The 19,341-nt window shown below is 71.5% G+C and carries 14 protein-coding genes; 6 read left to right on the top strand and 8 right to left on the bottom strand.

The features are described 5' to 3' along the window. Window positions 1-3 precede the first annotated feature (3 nt). Window positions 4-1,530, bottom strand: coding sequence for an FAD-dependent oxidoreductase (locus tag DEU36_RS11965; RefSeq protein WP_120264581.1), 1,527 nt, complete (start codon window positions 1,528-1,530; stop codon window positions 4-6). Between the two features lie 61 nt (window positions 1,531-1,591). On the opposite strand from DEU36_RS11965, the gene DEU36_RS11960 reads away from it, so the two are divergent. Together DEU36_RS11960 and DEU36_RS11955 are read left to right on the top strand one after the other, a co-directional pair. Then, window positions 1,592-2,257, top strand: coding sequence for a TetR/AcrR family transcriptional regulator (locus DEU36_RS11960; protein ID WP_120265147.1), 666 nt, complete (start codon window positions 1,592-1,594; stop codon window positions 2,255-2,257). A 55-nt stretch (window positions 2,258-2,312) separates the two neighbouring features. Then, a complete protein-coding gene (locus DEU36_RS11955) occupies window positions 2,313-3,560 on the top strand; it encodes an acyl-CoA dehydrogenase family protein (RefSeq protein WP_120264580.1) in 1,248 nt (415 codons plus the stop codon). Here the strand turns inward: DEU36_RS11955 and DEU36_RS11950 are convergent. Then, entirely contained in the window at window positions 3,553-4,542 is a 990-nt protein-coding gene (locus DEU36_RS11950; protein ID WP_120264579.1) for a hypothetical protein, read from the bottom strand. The genes DEU36_RS11955 and DEU36_RS11950 overlap by 8 nt on opposite strands. Window positions 4,543-4,619: 77 nt before the next feature. Then, window positions 4,620-6,491 (bottom strand): alkaline phosphatase, encoded by a 1,872-nt coding sequence (locus DEU36_RS11945; protein WP_120264578.1) that lies wholly within the window; start codon window positions 6,489-6,491, stop codon window positions 4,620-4,622. A gap of 217 nt (window positions 6,492-6,708) precedes the next feature. Between DEU36_RS11945 and DEU36_RS11940 the strand changes: the two genes are divergently transcribed. From DEU36_RS11940 to DEU36_RS11925, 4 genes are all read left to right on the top strand, one after another. Continuing rightward, window positions 6,709-7,866, top strand: a complete 1,158-nt coding sequence (locus tag DEU36_RS11940) for an AI-2E family transporter (RefSeq protein WP_120265146.1) — start codon at window positions 6,709-6,711, stop codon at window positions 7,864-7,866. A 9-nt stretch (window positions 7,867-7,875) separates the two neighbouring features. Next, entirely contained in the window at window positions 7,876-8,919 is a 1,044-nt protein-coding gene (locus DEU36_RS11935) for an ATP-dependent DNA ligase (protein ID WP_120264577.1), read from the top strand. 201 nt (window positions 8,920-9,120) lie between these two features. Next, window positions 9,121-11,145 carry a phosphatase PAP2 family protein gene (locus DEU36_RS11930; RefSeq protein ID WP_120264576.1) on the top strand — a complete coding sequence of 675 codons (2,025 nt, stop codon included), beginning with the start codon at window positions 9,121-9,123 and terminating at the stop codon, window positions 11,143-11,145. 71 nt (window positions 11,146-11,216) lie between these two features. Then, on the top strand, window positions 11,217-12,515 hold the full coding sequence (locus DEU36_RS11925; RefSeq protein WP_120264575.1) for a threonine/serine exporter ThrE family protein: 1,299 nt from the start codon (window positions 11,217-11,219) through the stop codon (window positions 12,513-12,515). Between the two features lie 40 nt (window positions 12,516-12,555). On the opposite strand, the gene ligD is transcribed toward DEU36_RS11925, so the two are convergent. From ligD to DEU36_RS16030, 5 genes are all read right to left on the bottom strand, one after another. Beyond that, entirely contained in the window at window positions 12,556-13,587 is a 1,032-nt protein-coding gene (ligD, locus tag DEU36_RS11920) for a non-homologous end-joining DNA ligase (protein WP_120264574.1), read from the bottom strand. 103 nt (window positions 13,588-13,690) lie between these two features. Further along, window positions 13,691-14,791 carry an SseB family protein gene (locus DEU36_RS11915; RefSeq protein ID WP_120264573.1) on the bottom strand — a complete coding sequence of 367 codons (1,101 nt, stop codon included), beginning with the start codon at window positions 14,789-14,791 and terminating at the stop codon, window positions 13,691-13,693. Window positions 14,792-14,837: 46 nt separating this feature from the next. After that, window positions 14,838-17,306 (bottom strand): ATP-dependent helicase, encoded by a 2,469-nt coding sequence (locus tag DEU36_RS11910; protein ID WP_120264572.1) that lies wholly within the window; start codon window positions 17,304-17,306, stop codon window positions 14,838-14,840. A gap of 68 nt (window positions 17,307-17,374) precedes the next feature. Continuing rightward, the gene (locus DEU36_RS11905; RefSeq protein ID WP_120264571.1) at window positions 17,375-18,034 is read right to left on the bottom strand and encodes a response regulator transcription factor; all 660 of its coding nucleotides are present in this window, start codon (window positions 18,032-18,034) and stop codon (window positions 17,375-17,377) included. Next, complete coding sequence (locus DEU36_RS16030; protein WP_147374406.1) at window positions 18,027-19,268, bottom strand: ATP-binding protein; 1,242 nt, start codon at window positions 19,266-19,268, stop codon at window positions 18,027-18,029. Before DEU36_RS16030 ends, DEU36_RS11905 begins: the two co-directional genes overlap by 8 nt. Window positions 19,269-19,341 lie beyond the last annotated feature (73 nt).

Here is a 19,341-nt window from a genome sequence, read left to right as displayed (position 1 = left end):
CTCTCAGCCCAGCCGCCGCAGGCCCGTCGAGGCGGGGCCCTCGATGCGCTCGCCGTCGGGGGTGAACCGTGATGCGTGCAGAGGGCAGTCCCACGTGCACTCGAGGTCGTTCCACTCGAGCACGCCGCCGAGGTGCGGGCAGATCGCGCTGACCGCCCGCGTCTGACCGTCGACCGTCGAGACGCCCACAGGCCGGGCATGATGCTGCGCTACGGTGCCCTGGCCCTCTGCCGGCTGCTCGACCGGCGTGGATCGCGTCGCCGCGCCGACCCAGCCGCGCGCAGCGGCGGCCCCGACCTTCGCGTTCTCCGTCGCGCCGCGAGCGAGGTCGGCAGGAACCGTGAGGCGCGTGCCGATGACCGTCATCCATGTCGGGCGCTCGCGCATCTTCTCGCCGCGCAGCTCGCTGGCGATGCGCAACGCGGCAGCGGGTGCGTTGGTCAACCCCCACTTGGCGTAGCCGGTCGCGAACCGCACGCGCCCGAGCGAGCGGGGCATCACCCCGATGAACGGCACGAGGTTGTGCGAGGTGTAGTCCTGCGCCGACCAGCGGTGGGTCTCCGTCCCCACGGGGAACGTCTCCCGCGCCCACGTGACGAGCTCCTCGAGCATCGCCAGCTCGCTCTCGACTCGGCCGACCGGGTGACCGGCGCCGCCGACGATCAGCTGCGGCGCCGCATCCGTTCCGCCGCCCGCGCCGTCGGCGGCCGTCACGGTGCGCACCGACCGGGTCGGGCTGTCGGCCGAGAGGTACATGCCGTCGGGTACCTCGCCCTCGAGGTCGAACGAGACGCACGCCGACCGCATCCCGCTCACCTTCGCGAAGTACAGTCCGCGATCGGTGAGGGGCGCCCCCGTGGCCAGCACGATCTTCGCGGCGAACAGCGTGCCGGCCTCGGTGTCGACCCGGGGCCGCGGCACGACCCGCACGCGCCGCACCGCCGTGTTCAGATGCAGCCGGCCGCCGGCGGCGACGAACGCGGTAGCCAGTGCCGTCAACAGGCTCATCGGGTCGATCGCGCGCTGATCGTCCAGGGCGACGGCGCTGACCATGCGGACGGGACCGGCCGCGAGCTCCTCGGGACCGGCGAGACGCACGGCGAGGCCCGCTTCACGGGCCGCGCGGTACTCCTCCGTCACCGACGCCACGCCGTCGGCACCGTGAGCGTAGGTGTACGCGGTGCGGACGGTCGTCGAGACACCGAGCTCGTCGGCAGCACGGGTGATCCACTCGAAGCCGTCGCGGTTCGCGTCGGCGTAGGCACGGACGAGGGATGCCGGGTGATGCCGGCGCAACGACGACAGCGTCGTGCCCTGCAGCAGCGAGATCTTTCCGGTGTTCGAGCCCGACGCGAGTTCGCCGATGCCGCCGCGCTCGACGATCGCGACATCCATGCCGCTGCGGACAAGCTCGAGCGCGGTCGCGAGCCCGGTCAGCCCTGCCCCGACGATGACGACATCGTGACGCCGCCCCGGTTCGAACGGCGTTCCGGTGGGCGCGGACACATCGGTCTTCCACAGCGGCGTCATGCCCGCAGTCAACGCCGCGCAGCGGACGGCGACAAGCGACTTGACACTAGGCTCGGTGCCCATGACCGAGGCCTCCCGCACCCCCGGCGACCCCCTCGTGGCCGCGGCCGTCGCCCTGTTCGACGAGCAGGGATATGAACGCACCTCGGTCGACGACATCGCTCGGGCGGGCGGTCTGTCGCGATCGACGTTCTTCCGGCAATACGGCGGCAAGGACGATGTGGTCTTCGCCGACCACGACGTCGCTATCGCGGCGCTGCGCGAGCTGCTCGAGACGACGGACGAGACCCCGTGGCGCGCGGTGTGCGATGCCGCGCTCGCAGCTTTCGACCACTTCGCCGCCGACGTCGAGCTCGCCCGGCGGCGATACCGCGTGGTGCGCGGCGTCCCGGCGCTGCGCGACCGCGAGATCGTCATGGTCTTCCGCTACGAACGGCTGTTCGGCGATCATCTGCGTGCGCGTCTGCCCGAGCTCGATGCCGCCGAGCTCGTCGGCTTCAGCGCGGCCGTGACCGCCGTCCACAATCACGTCCTGCGCCGCTTGCTCCGCGGCGATGACACGGTCACCCGGCTCACGGTCCACGCCGCGCTCGATGATCTGCTGCGTCGGTTCGGGGTGCATCCGGACGGCGAGCCTCCGGCCGACGAGGACGTCGTCGTCGCCGTCTTCCCTCGCCGGATGCCGCTCGCGGAGGTCACCCGCCGCATCCGGTCCGAGCTCTCCTGACCGACCCTGGGCGCCGGCGTGACACTCAGTGTCGTTCGGGGTGATACTGGATGCCATGAGCGATGAAGCCGACCGTGACCTCGACGCACTCCCCGGCGAGCGCGTCGCCTCGTACGCCCTGACGGGCCGCCGCGACACCGACTACTACGGCGTCTTCGCCGACGTCGACGACGCCGACCGCGCCGCGTGGGACCGCGCCCGCACGTTCGTCGACGAGGTCGGCGACCGGATGCAGCGCGCCTGGGACACCGCGACCTACCCGCTCGACCTCGTCCGCCGCATGGGCGAGCTCGACCTCTTCGTCGACGGGATCGACCACCCGGGTCTCACGCGCATCACCCCGCTGGGCGCCGGCCTGGTGAATATGGAGATCTCGCGCGGCGACGGCTCGCTCGGCACGGCGCAGGCCGTCCAAGGCGGGCTCGCGCTGCGCACCCTGGCCCTGTTCGGGTCTCCTGACCAGCAGGAGCGCTGGCTGCGGCCGCTCGCCAGGGGCGAGGTTCTGGGTAGTTTCGCGCTCACCGAGCCGGACCACGGCTCGGATTCGGTCTCGCTCGAGACCGTCGCCCGCCGCGAGGGCGACGAGTGGGTGCTCCGCGGAGCCAAGAAGTGGATCGGCAATGGGGCGTCGGGCGGCATCACGTTCGTCTGGGCACGCGTCGACGACGAGGGCGATGAGCTGCACGGTTCCGTGCGCTGCTTCCTCGTCGAGCAGGACCGCCCCGGTTACACCGGCACCGTCATCGCGGGCAAGGCGTCGCTGCGCGGCATCCACCAGGCGCATGTCGCGCTGCGCGACGTGCGGCTTCCGGCCGACGCCGTCCTCGCGGGCACGCGATCGTTCCGGGATGCCTCGACCGTCCTCTACGCCACCCGTTCGGGCGTCGCGTGGTCTGCGCTGGGACACGCGACCGCCTGCTACGAGGCGGCGGTCACCTATGCCGGCGAGCGCATCCAGTTCGGTCGGCCGCTCGCCCGCTCGCAGATGGTGCAGGAACGCCTCACGCAGATGCTCGACGAGCTCACCGCGATGCAGCTCTACTGCCGCCGGCTCGCCGACCTCGAAACGACCGGCGGCCTGCGGCCGACGCAGGCGTCGCTGGCGAAGTACCACAACACCCGGGCCGCGCGACGGATCGCGCAGACCGCGCGCGACCTCCTCGGAGGCAACGGCATCCTGCTCGAGAACGGGGTCATGCAGCACATGGCCGACATCGAGGCGATCCACACCTACGAGGGCACGGAGAGCGTCCAGGCGCTCCTGCTGGGCCGCGACATCACCGGAGTCGGCGCGTTCACCTGACCCGCCGCGCGCGTCGGCGCACGAAGATACTCACCACGAGCGCGATGATCCCCGCCCCCAGCGCGACGACGGCGATCGACGACCACGCCACGGCCGGCGTCGAGAACCCCGCGGATGCCGCTTCGGGCAGCGGCACGCGATCGTCGCCGAGCGACACCGGGGTGACGGTGATCTCGCCGGCGGCGAAGAACAGCGGCGCGAGCGGCAGCTCGATGCGCTGCGTCGCCGTGCCGCCGGGCAGCACCTCGAACGCCGCGGCGGTCCCGCCCCCGGGCATGAGCCCCAGCGGGCCCGCAGCGTCGGCGGCGACGCTCGCCCCGAACCGGACGTTGCCGGTGTTGGTCACGCGGTACTCGACCGTCAGGGTGCCGGGAGCGAAGGGGATCCACGAGGGCGTGAAGCTCGCCGCGGCAGCGTCGACGCTGAGCATCGGAGCGATCTCGCCGGCGACCTGCAGATGCACGCGCACGCCGACACGGTGCGTCACCGTGACCCCCGACTCCGCGGCGCTGAGGCCCACGACGATCCCGGCCGGGTGATCCCCCGGCGTCGCATCCGCCGGCACCGTGATCGTGACGGGGAGCACCCGGGTCTCGCCCGCGGCGAGCGCGAGGCCGTCGCCGTCGACCCCACCGACGTCGATCCAGGCTCCGCCGGCTGCCGGATCGTCGGCACGGACGTCGTACGCGCCGTCGGCGCCCACGACACCGTCGCCGGCGGCGACGGTGAACACCGCGGGCTCTATCGAGTGATTGGTGACCGCGATGGCATCGGTGATCGCGCCGCCCGGGTCGATCGTGTGGCGCAGTGACACCCTGCCGTCGGGGCCGGCGGCGTCGGCGGGGACGACCCCCCACTCGATCGTGGGCGGCTCCGGCGCCGCGGCCGATGCCGGGACGACGGTGAGCGATGCGGATGCCGTGAGCGCGGCGAGCACGCCTGCTGCCAGTAGCACGGCACGGATGAGGAGGACGCGGGGCATGAGGTCTCCGGTGAGCTGGGGGCGGGGGACGGGCCGAAGCCCGCCCCCCGCCGATGCATCGATGTCGCGTGGACCGGTCAGTCCTGCGCGAACAGGGTGAGCGTGATCTCGCTGCCGTAACGGCCGCCGGCAGCGTCCGCGGGCACCGTCAGATCCAGATCGGCGCCGACCACCGTCGTTCCCATACGCGACGTCCGGTCGGCGGTGGCGAGCGTCGCAGGCGAGTCGAGCGTCGCCCGGCCGCCCGCGGCGGCGCCCGACTCGGATCGGACGATGCGCGGCGCCCACGCGAGGTTCTCCGCCGCCAGCGTGCGATTGCCGGCCACGAAGTCCGTCGCCGATCCCGCGAGTGTCCAGCCGCGTCCCTGGGCGCGGACCTCGTTGCGCGTGTCGGCGACCGTCACGAGCGGCATCGTCGCATCCAGCTTCGCCCCGGAGCCGCCGAACGCGACGCGCTCGCCGTGTCCGGCGACGCTGAGGCTGAGCGCACCGTCCGCCGGCTGGCCCGAGATGGCGGCCTCGAGTGCGACGGCATCGGCCGAGCTCCGTTCCCCGTGCCCGAGGAAGTCGAAGATGGTCTCGCCGATCGCGGTGTTGTCGAGATAGGCGCCGCGGACGGCATCCCACTGGTCGGCCCGCGCTTCGAGCGCTTCAGCCCCGGCACCCTTGGCGAAGAGCGGGACGAGCGCGTTCGTGTGTCCGCCCGAGTGCCACGTCAGGTCGGGGAGCTGCCCCGCCGTTCCCGTCATCGGCGTCCACCCGGTCTCCGGCCCGGACCCTGCACCGGCGAGATAGCCGGTCTCATGGTCGGCGGTGACGACGACGAGCGTCTCGTCCCAGCTGCTGTTCTCCTCGACCCACGACTCGACGGCCTCGACGGCGTCGTTGAAGGCGATCTGCTCCTCGATGAGGCGGGTGGTCTGGTTCGCATGGCCGGCCCAGTCGACCGCGCCGCCCTCGACCATGAGGAAGAAGCCCTCGTCACCCGTGTCGAGAACGTTCAGCGCCCCGCGGGCGAGGGTGTCGAGGTCGGGCACGTCGTTAGCCGGATCGGTGTACGGCGGCGCGGCGTCGTTCGCCAGTCCGGGGCGGTTGTACTGCAGGGTCTCGGCGACCTGCGCGAGACCGAACACCTTGTCGGGAGTGGCGGTTCCGGCGGCGAGAGCTTCGAAGTCGGCCTTGTCGTCGATGAAGCTGAAGGGCGTCGCTCCGGTCGAGAGGCGCTCGTAGTCGGTCTGCGCGATCCATGTCCAATCGGCCGGACGAGGCTCGTGGGCGTCGGTGTACATCGGGTGACCGCCACCCATGAGGACGTCCACGCCGCTGTCGATCATCTCGGTCGCGAGGCCCTGGTAGTCGTTGCGGTCGGCGTTGTGGGCGATGAAGCCCGCGGGAGTGGCGTGGTTGAAGGGCACGGAGGTGACGAGCCCGACCTTCTTGCCCACCTCCTGCGCCTGCTCGCCCACGGTGAGCAGGCGATCGCCGCCGGGCTCGAAGCCGAGGGTCCCGTTGTTCGTCTTCACACCGGTTCCGAGCGCCGTGCCCGCTGCGGCGGAGTCGGTGGCGCCAGAAGCGACCCAGCCGAAGTCTCCCCATGCCTTCTCGGTGACGTACTCCGCCCGGCCCGATGCCGAGTAGTGCGACTGGGCGACCTGGACGGGCCAGGTCTCGTAGACCTGACCCGGCGTTGCCGCCCCGTGCGCGATCGCGCCGGTCCCGGGATCGACGGTGACCTGATGCGCGCTCGTGCCATGCTCGTACAGACTCGCGGCGTCGAACTGGTTGTAGCCCGCGCCATCCGAGATCATCAGGATGACGTTCTTCGGAACGGATGCCGCGTCGGCATCGGCTGCGCTCGCGACGACGGCCGGGGCCGACGCGAGAACGAGACCGGCGACGACGCTCGCCGCGGTCAGGGTGCAGGCGCGCGTGTGCGCTCTCCGGTGCATGGAGATCCTCTTTCGTATCTGGGGGGGTGCGAAAGCCGCCGCGTTGCGGGCGGCACCTCCACGGTCGTCGGCGGGGGTGGCCGCGCGGCGACCTCCCGGCGACGCGACGGTGAACGGGAGCAGCCGCGGAGGTGACCGCCGCAGCCCGGCACTGTCGCACGTGCCCCACGAACGCAACCCCGGGTCATCGTCGTCGCCGTCCGCTACCGTCGTCGTCATGAGTCTGTTCCGACGGAGCCCACGGCCCGAGACCGTGCTGGCGGATGCCATCGATCGCGATGCCGAACGGCCGCCCACGGGGCTGTGGGCCGACGGATTCGGCCGGCTCGCTATCCGCGGGGTGCAGATCATCGTCCTGGTGATCCTCGCCATCGGCATCGTCTACGTCCTGCGGCAGGTGTCCGTCGTCGCGATCCCGCTGATCCTCGCGCTCATCTTCGCGTGCGCGTTCGCTCCCGCCATGAGCTGGATGCGGCGCCACGGCGTGCCGTCGCTGCTCGCGACGATCATCACCCTGCTCACGATCGTGGTCCTGCTGACCGGTCTGTCGTGGCTGATCGTCTGGGCCGTCCGCGACCAGTGGGACGACCTGTATTCGCAGGCCGAGGAGGGCTTCCAGCAGCTCATCGCGTGGGCGCAGACGCTCCCCTTCTCGATCGACCAGAAGCAGATCGACGAATGGCTGGGTGCCCTCGGCGACTTCGTCACGAGCGCCCAGTTCGGCTCCGGCGCCATCGCGGGCGTGAGTGCCGTGGCGACCTTCATCACGGGTGCGGTGCTGCTCGTGGTCATCCTCTTCTTCTTCCTCAAGGACGGACCCCGCATGTGGGCGTTCCTCCTGCGCCCGTTCCGCGGCTCGAACGAGCAGCGCGCTCGTCGCATCGGCGACAAGACGGTCGTCGTGCTCGGCTCGTACATCCGCGGCACCGCCGCCGTCGCTTTCGTCGATGCAGCCGGCATCTTCATCGCCCTGCTCGTGCTCCAGGTGCCGCTGGCCCTCCCCCTCGCGGTCCTCGTCTTCCTCCTGGCCTTCATCCCGATCGTGGGTGCGACGCTCGCCGGCATCCTGGCCGCCCTCGTCGCGCTCGTCGCGAACGGTCCGCTCAACGCGGTGCTCGTCGTCGGGGCGGTGGTGCTCGTCAACCAGCTCGAGGGCAACTTCCTGCAGCCCGTGCTCATGGGCCGCACGATGAAGCTGCACTCGTTCGTCGTGCTCGTCGCCCTGACCGCCGGCACCGCGATCGGAGGCATCCTGGGAACGCTGCTCGCCGTGCCGATCACCGCCGTCGTGTGGGGCATCGTGCAGGTGTGGGACGGACCGGACCTGCCGGCCCGCTGGGCCCGGCCGAAGCCCCGCGAGCAGCTGCAGGCCTGAGGCGACCCGATGACGTACGACATCCCCGCACCGATGCTGGCGAAGGCCGTGGCCGCGATCCCGGATCCGAGCCGATACGCCGCGGGGCTGTCGTTCGAGCCGAAGTGGGACGGGTTCCGCGCGATCGTCTCGTGGGACGGCGAGAACGTCGAGATCGGCAGTCGCGGGTCCAAACCCCTCACCCGCTACTTCCCCGAGCTCGTCGACGCCTTCTCGCGCCTGCTTCCCGAGCCGTGTCTGCTCGACGGCGAGATCGTCGTGGCCACCGACACGGCGAGCGGCCGCCGGCTGCAGTGGGAGGCGCTGTCTCAGCGCATCCACCCGGCAGCGTCCCGCGTCGCCCTGCTCAGCGAGCAGACGCCGGCGATGTTCATCGCGTTCGACCTTCTCGCCCGCGGCGACCGCGGCCTGCAGGCCGAGCCGTTCTCGCAGCGCCGCAGCGAGCTCGTCGAACTGCTGCGAGCCGTGTCCGATCCGATCCACGTCACGCGGACGACCGACGACGTCGACACCGCCCGACGCTGGCTGGCGGAGTTCGAGGGTGCGGGCCTCGACGGAGTCGTCGCCAAGCCCAACGATCAGCCCTACGCGCCCGGCAAGCGGACGATGCTCAAGATCAAGCACGCCCGCACGGCAGACGTCGTCGCGATCGGATACCGCATCCACAAGTCCGGCACCGGTGTCGGGTCGCTGCTCGTCGGCCTCTACGGCGACGACGGCGAGCTGCACGGGGTCGGCGGCGTCTCGGCCTGGAGCGACAAGCGACGGCGCGAACTGATCGACGAGCTCGCGCCGCTCGTGGAGCGGGATGCCGCGGGGGCCGCTGTCACCGGCGAGTCCGACCGGTCGCGGTTCACGGCGTCGAAGGACGTGTCGTTCGTACGGCTGCGACCCGAGCTGGTGCTCGAGGTGCGCTACGACCAGCTCGAGGGGCAGCGGTTTCGACACACCGTCCAGTTCGAGCGGTGGCGCAACGATCGGGACGCCCGTTCGTGCACCTTCGACCAGCTCGAGACGGTCGCAGCCTACGATCTGGCCGACGTCCTGGACTGACGGCGGACGCGGGTGCGACACCCGCCGTTCACGCCTCGGCCACCGATCGTTGCGCACCGCTTCCTAGCGTGCGAGAGTCGCCCGCAACCCCGCCCACCCGGGCTGGGGCGCGATTCTCCCCCCGCATTCGAAGGACGCTGCACGCACCTCACTTCCCCTGCTCCCGGTCCGTGCCGGCACCGGACGGCCATCTCCGCGTCCGTGGCGGCGTTCGCCATCACGGCCCTCGCTCTCGGCTCAGCGGCGCCCGCCAACGCGGCTGATCGCGGCTTGCTCGACGAGAGCACGATCGCGCCGCACGCCGCACCGTACGGCACGTTCGTCGACGTCTACACCGCGAACAGCTCCGCGAACACCACGCCCGAGACGAACCCGGCGATCGGCGTGCTCGCGGGCATGCTCGACCTCTGGCAGCCGGGCGCGACGTGGGATACGGGACAGGCGACGGATGCCGGGGCCCCCGTGCTCGACGCCAACATCGCGCGCAACGTTGAGGTCGCGCGGTCGCGCACCGCGTCGGATGAGACCGCCGCGTGGGTCTTCGATCGCCGCCACCAGAGCTACAGCGCCATCGACGGCCTCGGCCCGGCCGCGTCGGCCTTCCGCGCAGCGATGAACGCCGGCACCACGATCCCCGACACGATTCCCGCCGATGCCACGACGGTGCGCTACGACGACGCCGGCAATGCCTCGGGCCGCTGGGCGGACCCGGACTCCGACCTCGGTTCGGTCGTCGCTCTCGTCGACACGGTGCGCGGCCCCTCCGCCTCGTCGAACCCGTCGAAGAACTTCTTCAGCTACAAGCGCCCCTTCCGCTGGGTGGATGACTCGATCATCGTCCCGGCGCTGATGCCGGTACGAAAGCCCGACAGCGAGGCGGTGAGCGACGGCGGCTTCCCGAGCGGTCACACCAACGCCGCCTACCTCGCCTCGTTCGCCCTCGCCGACGCGGCACCGCAGTACCAGGGCCTCCTCATCGCGAACGCCGCGGAGATCGGCGACAGCCGGATCGTCGCCGGGATGCATTCGTCGCTCGACGTGATCGGCGGTCGTGTGCTCGCGACCGCCCTCGCCGCCGCGAGCCTGAACGATCCCGCCCATGCCGAGCTGCGCGCCGCTGCGTCGGGCCAGGCACAGGAGCTGCTTGCGACGCTCCCCACCACCGCATCCGGCAGCGCACCCGCCGACGACGATTACGACCTCCGCGCGCAGGAGTATCGCGAGCGCATGACGTACGGGCTCCCGGCGACGGGCGCCACCGGCCAGGCCGCACGGGTGCCGGCAGGCGCCGAGGTGCTGCTCGAGCACCGGCTGCCCTACCTCGACGCCGAACAGCGCCGCTGGGTGCTCCACTCGACCGCGATCGACTCGGGCCATGCGGTGCTCGACGACCCGGAGGGCTGGGGCCGGCTGAACCTCTTCGAGGCGTCGAACGGATACGGAGCCTTCGACACCGATGTGACGGTGACGATGGATGCCGCTGCCGGCGGCTTCGCGGCGACGGACGAGTGGCGCAACGACATCGACGGTGCGGGCTCGCTGACCAAGGACGGCTCGGGCACGCTCGTCCTGTCGGGAGAGAACACCTACACCGGCGGCACCGTCGTCGACGACGGCATCATTCGGGCCGCCGCGCCCGCCGCCCTCGGCGCGGGAGATCTGACGATCGCCGGCGGTTCGCTGATCGAGGCGACCTCGGGGCTCGCGGTCGGCGGCGACTACACCCAGGCTGATGCCGCCACGCTCGAGCTGTCGGTCGACGACGATGCACCGGCGCTCACGATCGCCGGCACCGCCACGCTCGGGGGAACCCTGCGCGTCGACCTGCCCGGGGGCGTCCCGGCCGCTCCGGTACGCGTGATCTCGTACGGCGATCATGCCGCCGACACCCGCTTCGACGCGGTCGAGGTCTTCGCCGCCGATGCAGGCTTCGACGCTGCGCTGGAGTACCGAGCCGACGGCGTCTATCTCGTCGAGGCTGCCGCAGGCGGCGGTGAGACGCCCGGTACTGCCGTGCCCGCCGATCCCGGAGCAGGGAGCGGAACCGGGAGCGGGACCGACGGCTCCCCTGCCGGCACCGGCGTCGCGGCGCGCCCCGTCGCCGAGCGGATCGCGCGGACCGGCGGTGAGGGAGCACCGGTCGGCATGATGATCGGCGGCGTCGTGCTGGCCGCGGCCGGCGGCACCGTGCTGCTCTCGCGCCACCGGCGCCCGGCGCGGCGCTGACGGCAGCCCGAGCGGATTGGTCCGGCAGATCCTCCCACCCGGGCGCACGTCCCGGGTGGGAGGATCGAACCATGCGGGATGACCAGCGCGACGACGTCCCCGACGGCACCGCCGAACTGCACCTCGAGCCCCTGAGGTTCATCGCCCGGACCGACGCGGTGCTGCGCCTCGGCACGCTCATGCTCGGGGCGGGGGCGTCGTCGGCGCGGGTGCGCGACACGATGGACCGCACCGCCCGCGGTCTCGGCCTCGAGCGTCTGGAGTCCCGCGTCGGCATGACCGACATCGTCATCACCGCCCAGCGTGGACAGCTCTTCCGCACGCGCGTGGCCGAGGTGCGGCATCCGGTGGTCAACTCCGAACGGATCGCCGAGGTCATGCACCTGTCTCATCGCGTCGCCGCGGGCGTGACTGCCGACGAGCTGCAGCGTGAGCTCGACCGGATCGAACGGATGCCGCCGCGCTACCCGACCGCGGTGCGGGTGCTCGCCGCCGCGGCCGCCTGCACGGCATTCGCCTTCCTGAACAACGGCGGCTGGGCGGAGTGCCTGAGCGTGGCACTGGCCGTCGCGCTCGGCCAGTACGTCCGCATCCGCGGCGCGCGACTGCAGGTCAACGAGTTCCTCCTCGTATTCCTGTCGGCTTCGGCCGCGCTCCTCGCCTTCCTCGGCGTCTCGCACCTGATCGAGCTGCTCGGCGCGCCATCGCCCCAGTACGGCGCGGCTCTGACCAGCGCCGTGCTGTACCTCGTCCCCGGTTTCCCCCTCGTCACGGGTGCGCTCGACCTGGCCCGACTCGACCTCAACGCCGGAGTGAACCGCGTCGTGTACGCATGCCTGGTCCTGCTGTCGACGGGATGCGCCGTGTGGGCCGTGGCCGCGGTGTTCCAGACGAGCGCCGTCGCCGTCGCCGCGCCGGAACTGACCGAGCCGCTGCTTTCGCTCGGACGCCTCGTCGCGGGGTTCATCGGTGTGATGGGCTTCGCCCTGCTGTTCTCGACTCCGTGGCGCATCGCGCTGGCGGCGGCGGCGATCGGCACGGTCGCCAATGTGGGCCGTCTGCTCATGATCGATCACGGCACCATGCAGCCGGTCGCGGCCGCGGCCGCCGGCGTCGCCGTCGGCTTCGGGGCCTTCGCCGTCTCACGCTTCGTGCGGGCGCCGCGCATCACGCTGACCGTTCCCGCCGTGCTGATCATGGTGCCGGGAGCATCCGCCTACCGCGCCATCGTCGGCACGATCGAGTCAGACACCCTCAGCGCGGTGCAGTACGGAGTCACCGCGGTGTTCGTCGTCGTCGCGCTGGCCGTCGGCCTGACCGTCGCCCGTGTGGTCACCGAGCGCGAATGGCAGCGCCCCTCCGCCCCGTGACCGGCGATGGGGCCGGCGGGTCGGCTGGTCGGCTGATCGGCTAGTCGGCCTCGGGAACTCGAGCACGGCTCGGCTGCACGCGCGGCGGTTCCCCGGGCATCTTGGGGAACTCCGGCGGGAATGGCAGCTCGCCCAGCCCGGCGTCGAGGTCGCGCCGCCACCATTCCAGCAGCGTGTCGATACGGCCGGGCGCGGCCTGCAGCTCGGCCCAGGGGTCGCCGATGTCAGCGAGCCGCTGCGGCACCGTACGCACCGTGAAGGCCGCCGGCTCGACGCCGGCCTCCAGCTCGTCCCAGGTGATCGGGGTGGCGACCGTCGCCGTCGGCAGAGCGCGCGCACTGTAGGCGCCGGCCATCGTGCGATCGCGATTGGCCTGGTTGAAGTCGACGAAGACCCGCTCGCCCCGTTCCTCCTTCCACCAGTTCGTCGTCACACGGTCGGGCATCCGACGCTCCAGCTCACGGGCGGCGGCGATGACCGCATGCCGGACGTCGAGGAACTCGTGCTCCGGCTCGATGGGGCAGAACACATGCAGCCCGCGGTTGCCGCTGGTCTTGAGGAACGCCGTCAGCCCGGCCTCGGCGAGAACCTCGCGCAGCGCGGGGGCGACAGCCGCGGCATCCCCGAAGTCCGTGCCCGGCTGCGGGTCGAGGTCGATCCGCAGCTCGACAGGGTCGTCCGTGTCGGCGGCGAGCGACGCCCACGGGTGGAACACGACGGTGTTCATCTGCACGGCCCAGACGACCGCGGCGGCTTCGTTGAGCACGACCTGCGGATGCCGTCGCCCGCTGTTGTATGTGCAGACGACCTGGTCGACGTAGTCGGGCGCCCCCTTCGGCGGGTTCTTCGAGAAGAACCGCTCCCCGTCGACCGTGTCGGGGAAGCGTTCGAGCGAGACGGGCCGATGACCGTTCGCGCGCAGGAACGGCTCGGCGACCGCGATCGCGTACTCGGCGTACTCGTGCTTCGTGATGCCGAGCTCGGGCCACAGCACGCGGTTGGGACTCGACAGCCCCACCTCGCGATCGCCCTCGGGGCCGGGCACGGTCAGGGTGATGCGCTCGCTCGCCATGGCCCGACCCTAGGGCGTCGGCGCGCGATGACCTACCCCCTGGACAAGTCCACCGGCGCGGCTCGGCGCGCGCAGCGCCGACGGCTGCAGCAGAGCCACGGCGTCAGGATTCCGAAGGCTCCGACGGCTCCGAGGGCTCCGAGGCCGCGGGTGCTGCCGGGGCGCCGGCAGGCTCGGGGTCGGGCTCGTCGGCGCGGGCGAGCACGGGGCCGAGGTCGGCCCGGTCGACGTGGATCCAAGGGCCGCCCGGGTCGACGATGACGCCGCTGAGCGCGGGGTTGGACTGGAGCGCGCGAGCGAGCTGCGGCGCGGTGACCGGCACGGGACGGTCGCCGCGCTGCAGCACGAGGACCTCGAGCGGGTGCGAGTACACCTCGAGGCGCCGCTCACCCGAGGCGGTGCGCGACTCGGCAAGGCCGAGCTGACCGCCGTCGCCCGCAGGCCCGGCGGCCACCCACAGCGGCGCCTGCGCGAGAGCTTCGCCGACGGCGGCGGCGGTCTCGGGGCCTCGCGGTCCGGCGAGCAGATTCTTGATCGTGAAGGCGGGGTCACCCTCTTCGAACGCCTTGGTGATGAGCTGCACGGGCAGCACGATGCGCGAGCCGGCCACGGCGTGATCGATGATGAGCCCCTCGTACGGGCCCTCGATCGCGTTACGGAAGACGTTCGCCACGGGAAGCCCCAACGCCGAAGTGTCGCGGTCGCCGTCGGCCTCGACGCTCGCGCGCAGCGACGCGCCGCCCGTGAAGGCGAGGAGGAACCGTGCTCCGTCGATCTGCGAGACGGCGAGTGTGATCGGCTTGCCCTCGGCGGTGAGCGCCCGAGCGTCGCCGCGCACGCGGACGTACATCGTGCCCTGCATGCTCTGACGCATGACGTTCATGACGTCGACGTTGCCCGGCTTCTCCGGCAACGACGCGAGCGCCGCCTGCACCAGGGTGTTGTCGGGCATTCCCGTCACCGTCTCGGTGCGGAGAGGAGCCTCCGCAGGCGGGCGGGTGACGGTCCGCTGGGGCTGAGCCGGAGCGGCGGATGGTGCGGGCGCGCCGAACGTCGACATCGAGATGCCCACGTGGGGCACGGCCTCAGCCGGGGCCTCGTCGACGGGCTGCGCGGCGACGTCGCCGTCGGTCGCGGCGCCGACCTCATCGTCGTTCGCGGGCTGGCTCGTGGTGTCTCGCGCGGAGCGCTTGAAGATCGCCATGCCTCCGAGCCTAACCCGCGCCTTCTCGAGGCGCGGGGGGCTTGCGTTACAGCTTGACGATCGGCGCGATCTTGATGAGCAGCTTCTTCGGGCCGGCCGAATCGAAACGCACATGTGCGACGCGTTTGGCTCCCTCGCCCGTGACGGCGTCGACCCGCCCTTCGCCGAAGTCGTCGTGTTTGATGCGGTCGCCGGGCCCGAGTTCGAGGTCGCCGTTGTCGCGCACCTTCGCCGGGATGCGGTTGGCGAACTTCGCGATGTCGCTGCTCTTCTCGCGCCGGGGCAGCGGCACGAGGTCGTCGCCGTAGCGCTTGCCCGAGCCGCCGAACCCACCGCCGGAAGTGCCCGACCGCCGCCCGTTGAGCGCACGCGACTGCATGCCCCCACGCGAGTTCACGTCACCCGGCGACTGGCGCCAGTCGATCAGGTCATGCGGGATCTCCTGCAGGAACCGACTCGGCATCGCGGCCGAGACCTCGCCGAACTGTGCGCGGGTCATGGCGAGCGAGAGGTGCAGGCGTTTGCGGGCACGGGTGAGGGCGACGTAGAACAATCGCCTCTCCTCCTGCGGCCCACCGGGCTCGTTCGCCGAGATGCGGTGCGGGATCAGGTCTTCCTCCACACCGGTGACGAACACGGCGTCGTACTCGAGCCCCTTCGCCGTGTGCATCGTCATCAGCGAGACGGTTCCGGACGCGTCGTCGAGGTCGTCCGCGTCGGCGACGAGAGCGACCTCGGTGAGGAAGTCGAGGATGGTGCCCTCGGGGTTGTTCCGCGCGAACTCGCGCGTCACGGCGATCAGCTCGTCGAGGTTCTCGAGGCGCGCTTCGTCCTGCGGGTCACGGCTCGCGCGCAGCGCATCCATGTAGCCGGACTTGTTCAGCAGCACGGTCAGGCCCTCGGTCACGGCCGTCGGCGGGGCGATCTCGCCCGAGCTCGGCAGCATGATCTCGGACGCCTCGGCGAGCACGGCGTCGAGCTGCGCGATCGCGGCCTGGATCTTCGGGCCCACGCCCAGCGCCGAAGCGTTGGCGAGCGCGTCGCGGAAGGTGATCTGCTGCTCGGCGGCGTACCGGGCGATGGACGTCTCGGTGACGTCGCCGATGCCGCGCCGCGGCCGGTTCAGGATGCGGCGCACCGCGAGCTCGTCGGCGGGGTTCGCCACGGCGACGACGTATGCCAGGGCATCCTTGATCTCGGCACGGTCGTAGAACTTGGTGCCGCCCATGATCTTGTACGGGATCGCCGCGCGGATGAAGATCTCTTCGAGCGCACGCGACTGCGAGTTCGTCCGGTAGAACACCGCCATCTGCGAGTAGGGCACGGCTGAACGGTGCAGCGCCTCGATCTCGTCGGCCACGAACTGGGCCTCATCGTGCTGCGAGTAGCCGGTGAAGCCGACGATCGCGTCGCCCGCTCCGACATCCGTCCAGAGCTTCTTGTCTTTGCGGTCGAAGTTGTTCGAGATGACGGCGTTCGCGGCCGAGAGGATGTTCTGCGTCGAGCGGTAGTTCTGCTCGAGCAGCACGACCTTCGCACCGGGATAGTCGCGCTCGAACTCGGTGATGTTGCGGATGTCGGCGCCGCGGAAGGCGTAGATCGACTGGTCGGAGTCGCCGACGACGGTCAGCGACGCTGCCTCGACTTCGGGCGCCGACTCGGGTTCGAAGATCATCATGCCGCCCGACGAGAACGCGTCTCCGCCCTGCCCCTGGACGGGACGGGTCAGCTCGTGGATCAGCGCGTACTGGGCGTGGTTGGTGTCTTGGTACTCGTCGACGAGGATGTGCCGGAACCGCTTGCGGTAGACGTCGGCGACGTGCGGGAACGCTCGGAAAAGGTAGACCGTCTGGGCGATGAGGTCGTCGAAGTCGAAGGCGTTGGCCCGCTGGAGCGCGGACTGGTAGGCGCCGAAGAGCTCGACGAACACGCGCTCTGCGGGGTCGGACATGTTTGCCTGGCGCGCATAGGAGTCGGCGTCGGCGAGCTCGTTCTTGAGCTTGGAGATGCGACTCTGCACACCCGCCGGGGTGAGCCCGAAGGCATCGGCCTCGTGCTCTTTCACGAGACGCTTGATGAGCGCGCGCGAGTCTCCCGAGTCGTAGATCGTGAAGTTCTTGGTGAACCCGAACTGCTGCGCCTCGCGGCGCAGGATCCGCACGCACGCCGAGTGGAAGGTCGAGATCCACATGCCCTGCGCGCTGTCACCGATCAGCTGCTGCACACGCTCGCGCATCTCGCCGGCGGCCTTGTTGGTGAAGGTGATCGCGAGGATCTGGCTCGGCCACGCCTCGCGGCCACGCAGGAGCGACGCGATGCGGTGCGTGAGCACGCGGGTCTTGCCCGACCCGGCGCCCGCGACGATCAGCAACGCGGGGCCGCGGTAGGTCACCGCTTCGCGCTGGGGTGGGTTCAGCCCCTCGAGGAGGTCGGCGTCGGGACGCTCGCCGGAGGAGGCGCCGGGGCGCGCGGATGCGGCGGAGCCGACGATGACGGGCTTGATGGGCTCTGGCATGACCCCTCGATTCTACGTTCGGCCACCGACACCGGTCGGGTCCGCGCGATCGCCGGCCGACGCGAGGCTCAGAGCAGGCGCCGCGCGGTCGCCCAGGCGGTCAGCTCGTGCCGCGACGAGAGCTGGAGTTTGCGCAGCACGGCCGACACGTGGGTCTCGACGGTCTTGACCGAGATGAACAGCTCGGCGGCGACCTCCTTATAGGCGTATCCCCGCGCGATGAGACGCATGACCTCCTGCTCGCGCGACGACAGGCGGTCGAGCTCGTCGACCGCGGTCGCCGTCTCGCCGGCCACCGCGCCGAATGCATCGAGGACGAAGCCCGCGAGCCGGGGCGAGAAGACGGCGTCGCCGCCCGCGACCGCCACGACCGCGCGGCTCACCTCCTCACCCGAGGAACCCTTCGTGATGTAGCCGCGAGCGCCGGCGCGGATGACGCGGACGACGTCGTCTGCGGCATCCGACACGCTCAGCGCCAGGAAACGAGCCGATGTCGGGACGGCCCGGGCGATCACCTCGGCTCCGCCGGCGCGCTCCTCGCCCGATCCGCCGGGCAGATGCACGTCGAGCAGCACGACGTCGGGTTCCGTTCGCATGACGATCTCGACGGCGGACTCGACGTCCGCAGCCTCCCCGACGACGGCGATGCCCGAAGACAGATCGGCCCGGAGCCCCGACCGGAAGATGGAGTGGTCGTCGACGATGACGACGCGCAGCGCGTCAGCCACGTGCGTCCCCCTGGCCACCGACGTGGAGGTGGACCTCGGTGCCGCCCGACGCCGCCGCCCGGACGGACGCGGATCCGCCGGCGCGCCGCATGCGGCCGATGACCGACTCGCGGACGCCGAGCCGGTCATCCGGGATCGCCGCCACCTCGAATCCGGGCCCGCGGTCGCGCACGTAGACGTCGACTCCGCGGGATCCGCCCTCGATGTAGACCGAGACGTCGCCGCCGGCGTGCCGCGCGGCGTTGAGCATCGCCTCTCGAGCCGCAGCGGCGAGCTCACCGCTCGCCCGCTCGGCCGACAGCCCCGCCGAGACCACATCGATCCGCACCGCGTAGTCGAGTTCGAGGGCGGCGGCGTAGTCGCGCAGGTCGGTCGCGAGGTCGCTGTCGGCGTGCGGCTCGCCGTCGAAGAGCCAGGCGCGCAGCTCGCGCTCCTGGGCCCGGGCGATGCGGGCGGCCTCGCTCGAGGGTCCCGCCGTGTTCTGGATGAGGGCGAGGGTCTGCAGGACCGAGTCGTGCAGATGCGCCGCCATGGCGCTCCGCTGCTCCTCGCGGATGCGGCGCACGCGCTCACCCGACAGGTCGCGCCATCGGCTGGCGAGTACGGCCCCGACGAGGGCGAGCAGCCCTGCGACGGGGAAGGCGAGTGCCGGAAGCGCCACGAGGCCATCGGAGTCGACACGCGGCAGCATCGCGAAGACCGCCACGAGCAGGATGCCGGCGGCGACCGCCCGCACGATGACGGTATGCCGGCCGCCGCGGTCGATGTCGCGACGATCGACGAGCTCGGCCCAGCACCCTGCAGTCGCGGCGAGAACGCTCGCGAACCCGACGACCGCGATAAGCACCGGCGAGAACGAACGCGACATCCAGGCGTCGCGGGCCTCGACGGCGAGAACCGCGAACAGAATCGGCAGCGCGGCGATCGCCCCCGCGGCCAGGATCCAGGCGACCGGCGCCTGTCGGGTCGGCGACGTCGTCCCGGCTCGGCGGGGCACCATGGCCCAGAGCCAGAGATACAGGAGCGGACCGGCTCCTGCGACGAGCGTCAGGACGATGAACAGCGCCCGGATGCTGCCCACGCCGACGCCGATGTGCCGCGCGAGCCCCGCGCTGACGCCCGAGACCACGCTGTCGCGAGCGCGCTGCAGCGGTGGCCGCGTGCGAGGCCCGGCGACAGGTCGCGGCGGCGGCGGTCCCGGATGGACGGCGGGGGTCGCGAGAGCGGAGGACATGGCCACATCCAATCATTCCGGCCTCGGCCGCACACCGGCGCCGGCGCAGGATCAGGGAAGCGTCAGGGCGATC

The sequence above is a fragment of the Microbacterium sp. AG238 genome, assembly GCF_003610405.1.
In the GTDB taxonomy this organism is placed as follows: Bacteria; Actinomycetota; Actinomycetes; order Actinomycetales; family Microbacteriaceae; genus Microbacterium.
This window is presented reverse-complemented; position numbering and strand designations above follow the sequence as displayed.

What these genes read in the sequence shown, in the direction of transcription:
- DEU36_RS11965 (WP_120264581.1), bottom strand. Translation starts at nt 1,530, where the DNA reads ATGACGCCGCTGTGGAAGACCGATGTGTCCGCGCCCACCGGAACGCCG.
- DEU36_RS11935 (WP_120264577.1), top strand. Translation starts at nt 7,876, where the DNA reads ATGACGTACGACATCCCCGCACCGATGCTGGCGAAGGCCGTGGCCGCG.
- DEU36_RS11925 (WP_120264575.1), top strand. Translation starts at nt 11,217, where the DNA reads ATGCGGGATGACCAGCGCGACGACGTCCCCGACGGCACCGCCGAACTG.
- DEU36_RS11910 (WP_120264572.1), bottom strand. Translation starts at nt 17,306, where the DNA reads ATGCCAGAGCCCATCAAGCCCGTCATCGTCGGCTCCGCCGCATCCGCG.
- DEU36_RS11945 (WP_120264578.1), bottom strand. Translation starts at nt 6,491, where the DNA reads ATGCACCGGAGAGCGCACACGCGCGCCTGCACCCTGACCGCGGCGAGC.
- DEU36_RS16030 (WP_147374406.1), bottom strand. Translation starts at nt 19,268, where the DNA reads ATGTCCTCCGCTCTCGCGACCCCCGCCGTCCATCCGGGACCGCCGCCG.
- DEU36_RS11915 (WP_120264573.1), bottom strand. Translation starts at nt 14,791, where the DNA reads ATGGCGATCTTCAAGCGCTCCGCGCGAGACACCACGAGCCAGCCCGCG.
- DEU36_RS11940 (WP_120265146.1), top strand. Translation starts at nt 6,709, where the DNA reads ATGAGTCTGTTCCGACGGAGCCCACGGCCCGAGACCGTGCTGGCGGAT.
- DEU36_RS11960 (WP_120265147.1), top strand. Translation starts at nt 1,592, where the DNA reads ATGACCGAGGCCTCCCGCACCCCCGGCGACCCCCTCGTGGCCGCGGCC.
- DEU36_RS11955 (WP_120264580.1), top strand. Translation starts at nt 2,313, where the DNA reads ATGAGCGATGAAGCCGACCGTGACCTCGACGCACTCCCCGGCGAGCGC.
- ligD (WP_120264574.1), bottom strand. Translation starts at nt 13,587, where the DNA reads ATGGCGAGCGAGCGCATCACCCTGACCGTGCCCGGCCCCGAGGGCGAT.
- DEU36_RS11950 (WP_120264579.1), bottom strand. Translation starts at nt 4,542, where the DNA reads ATGCCCCGCGTCCTCCTCATCCGTGCCGTGCTACTGGCAGCAGGCGTG.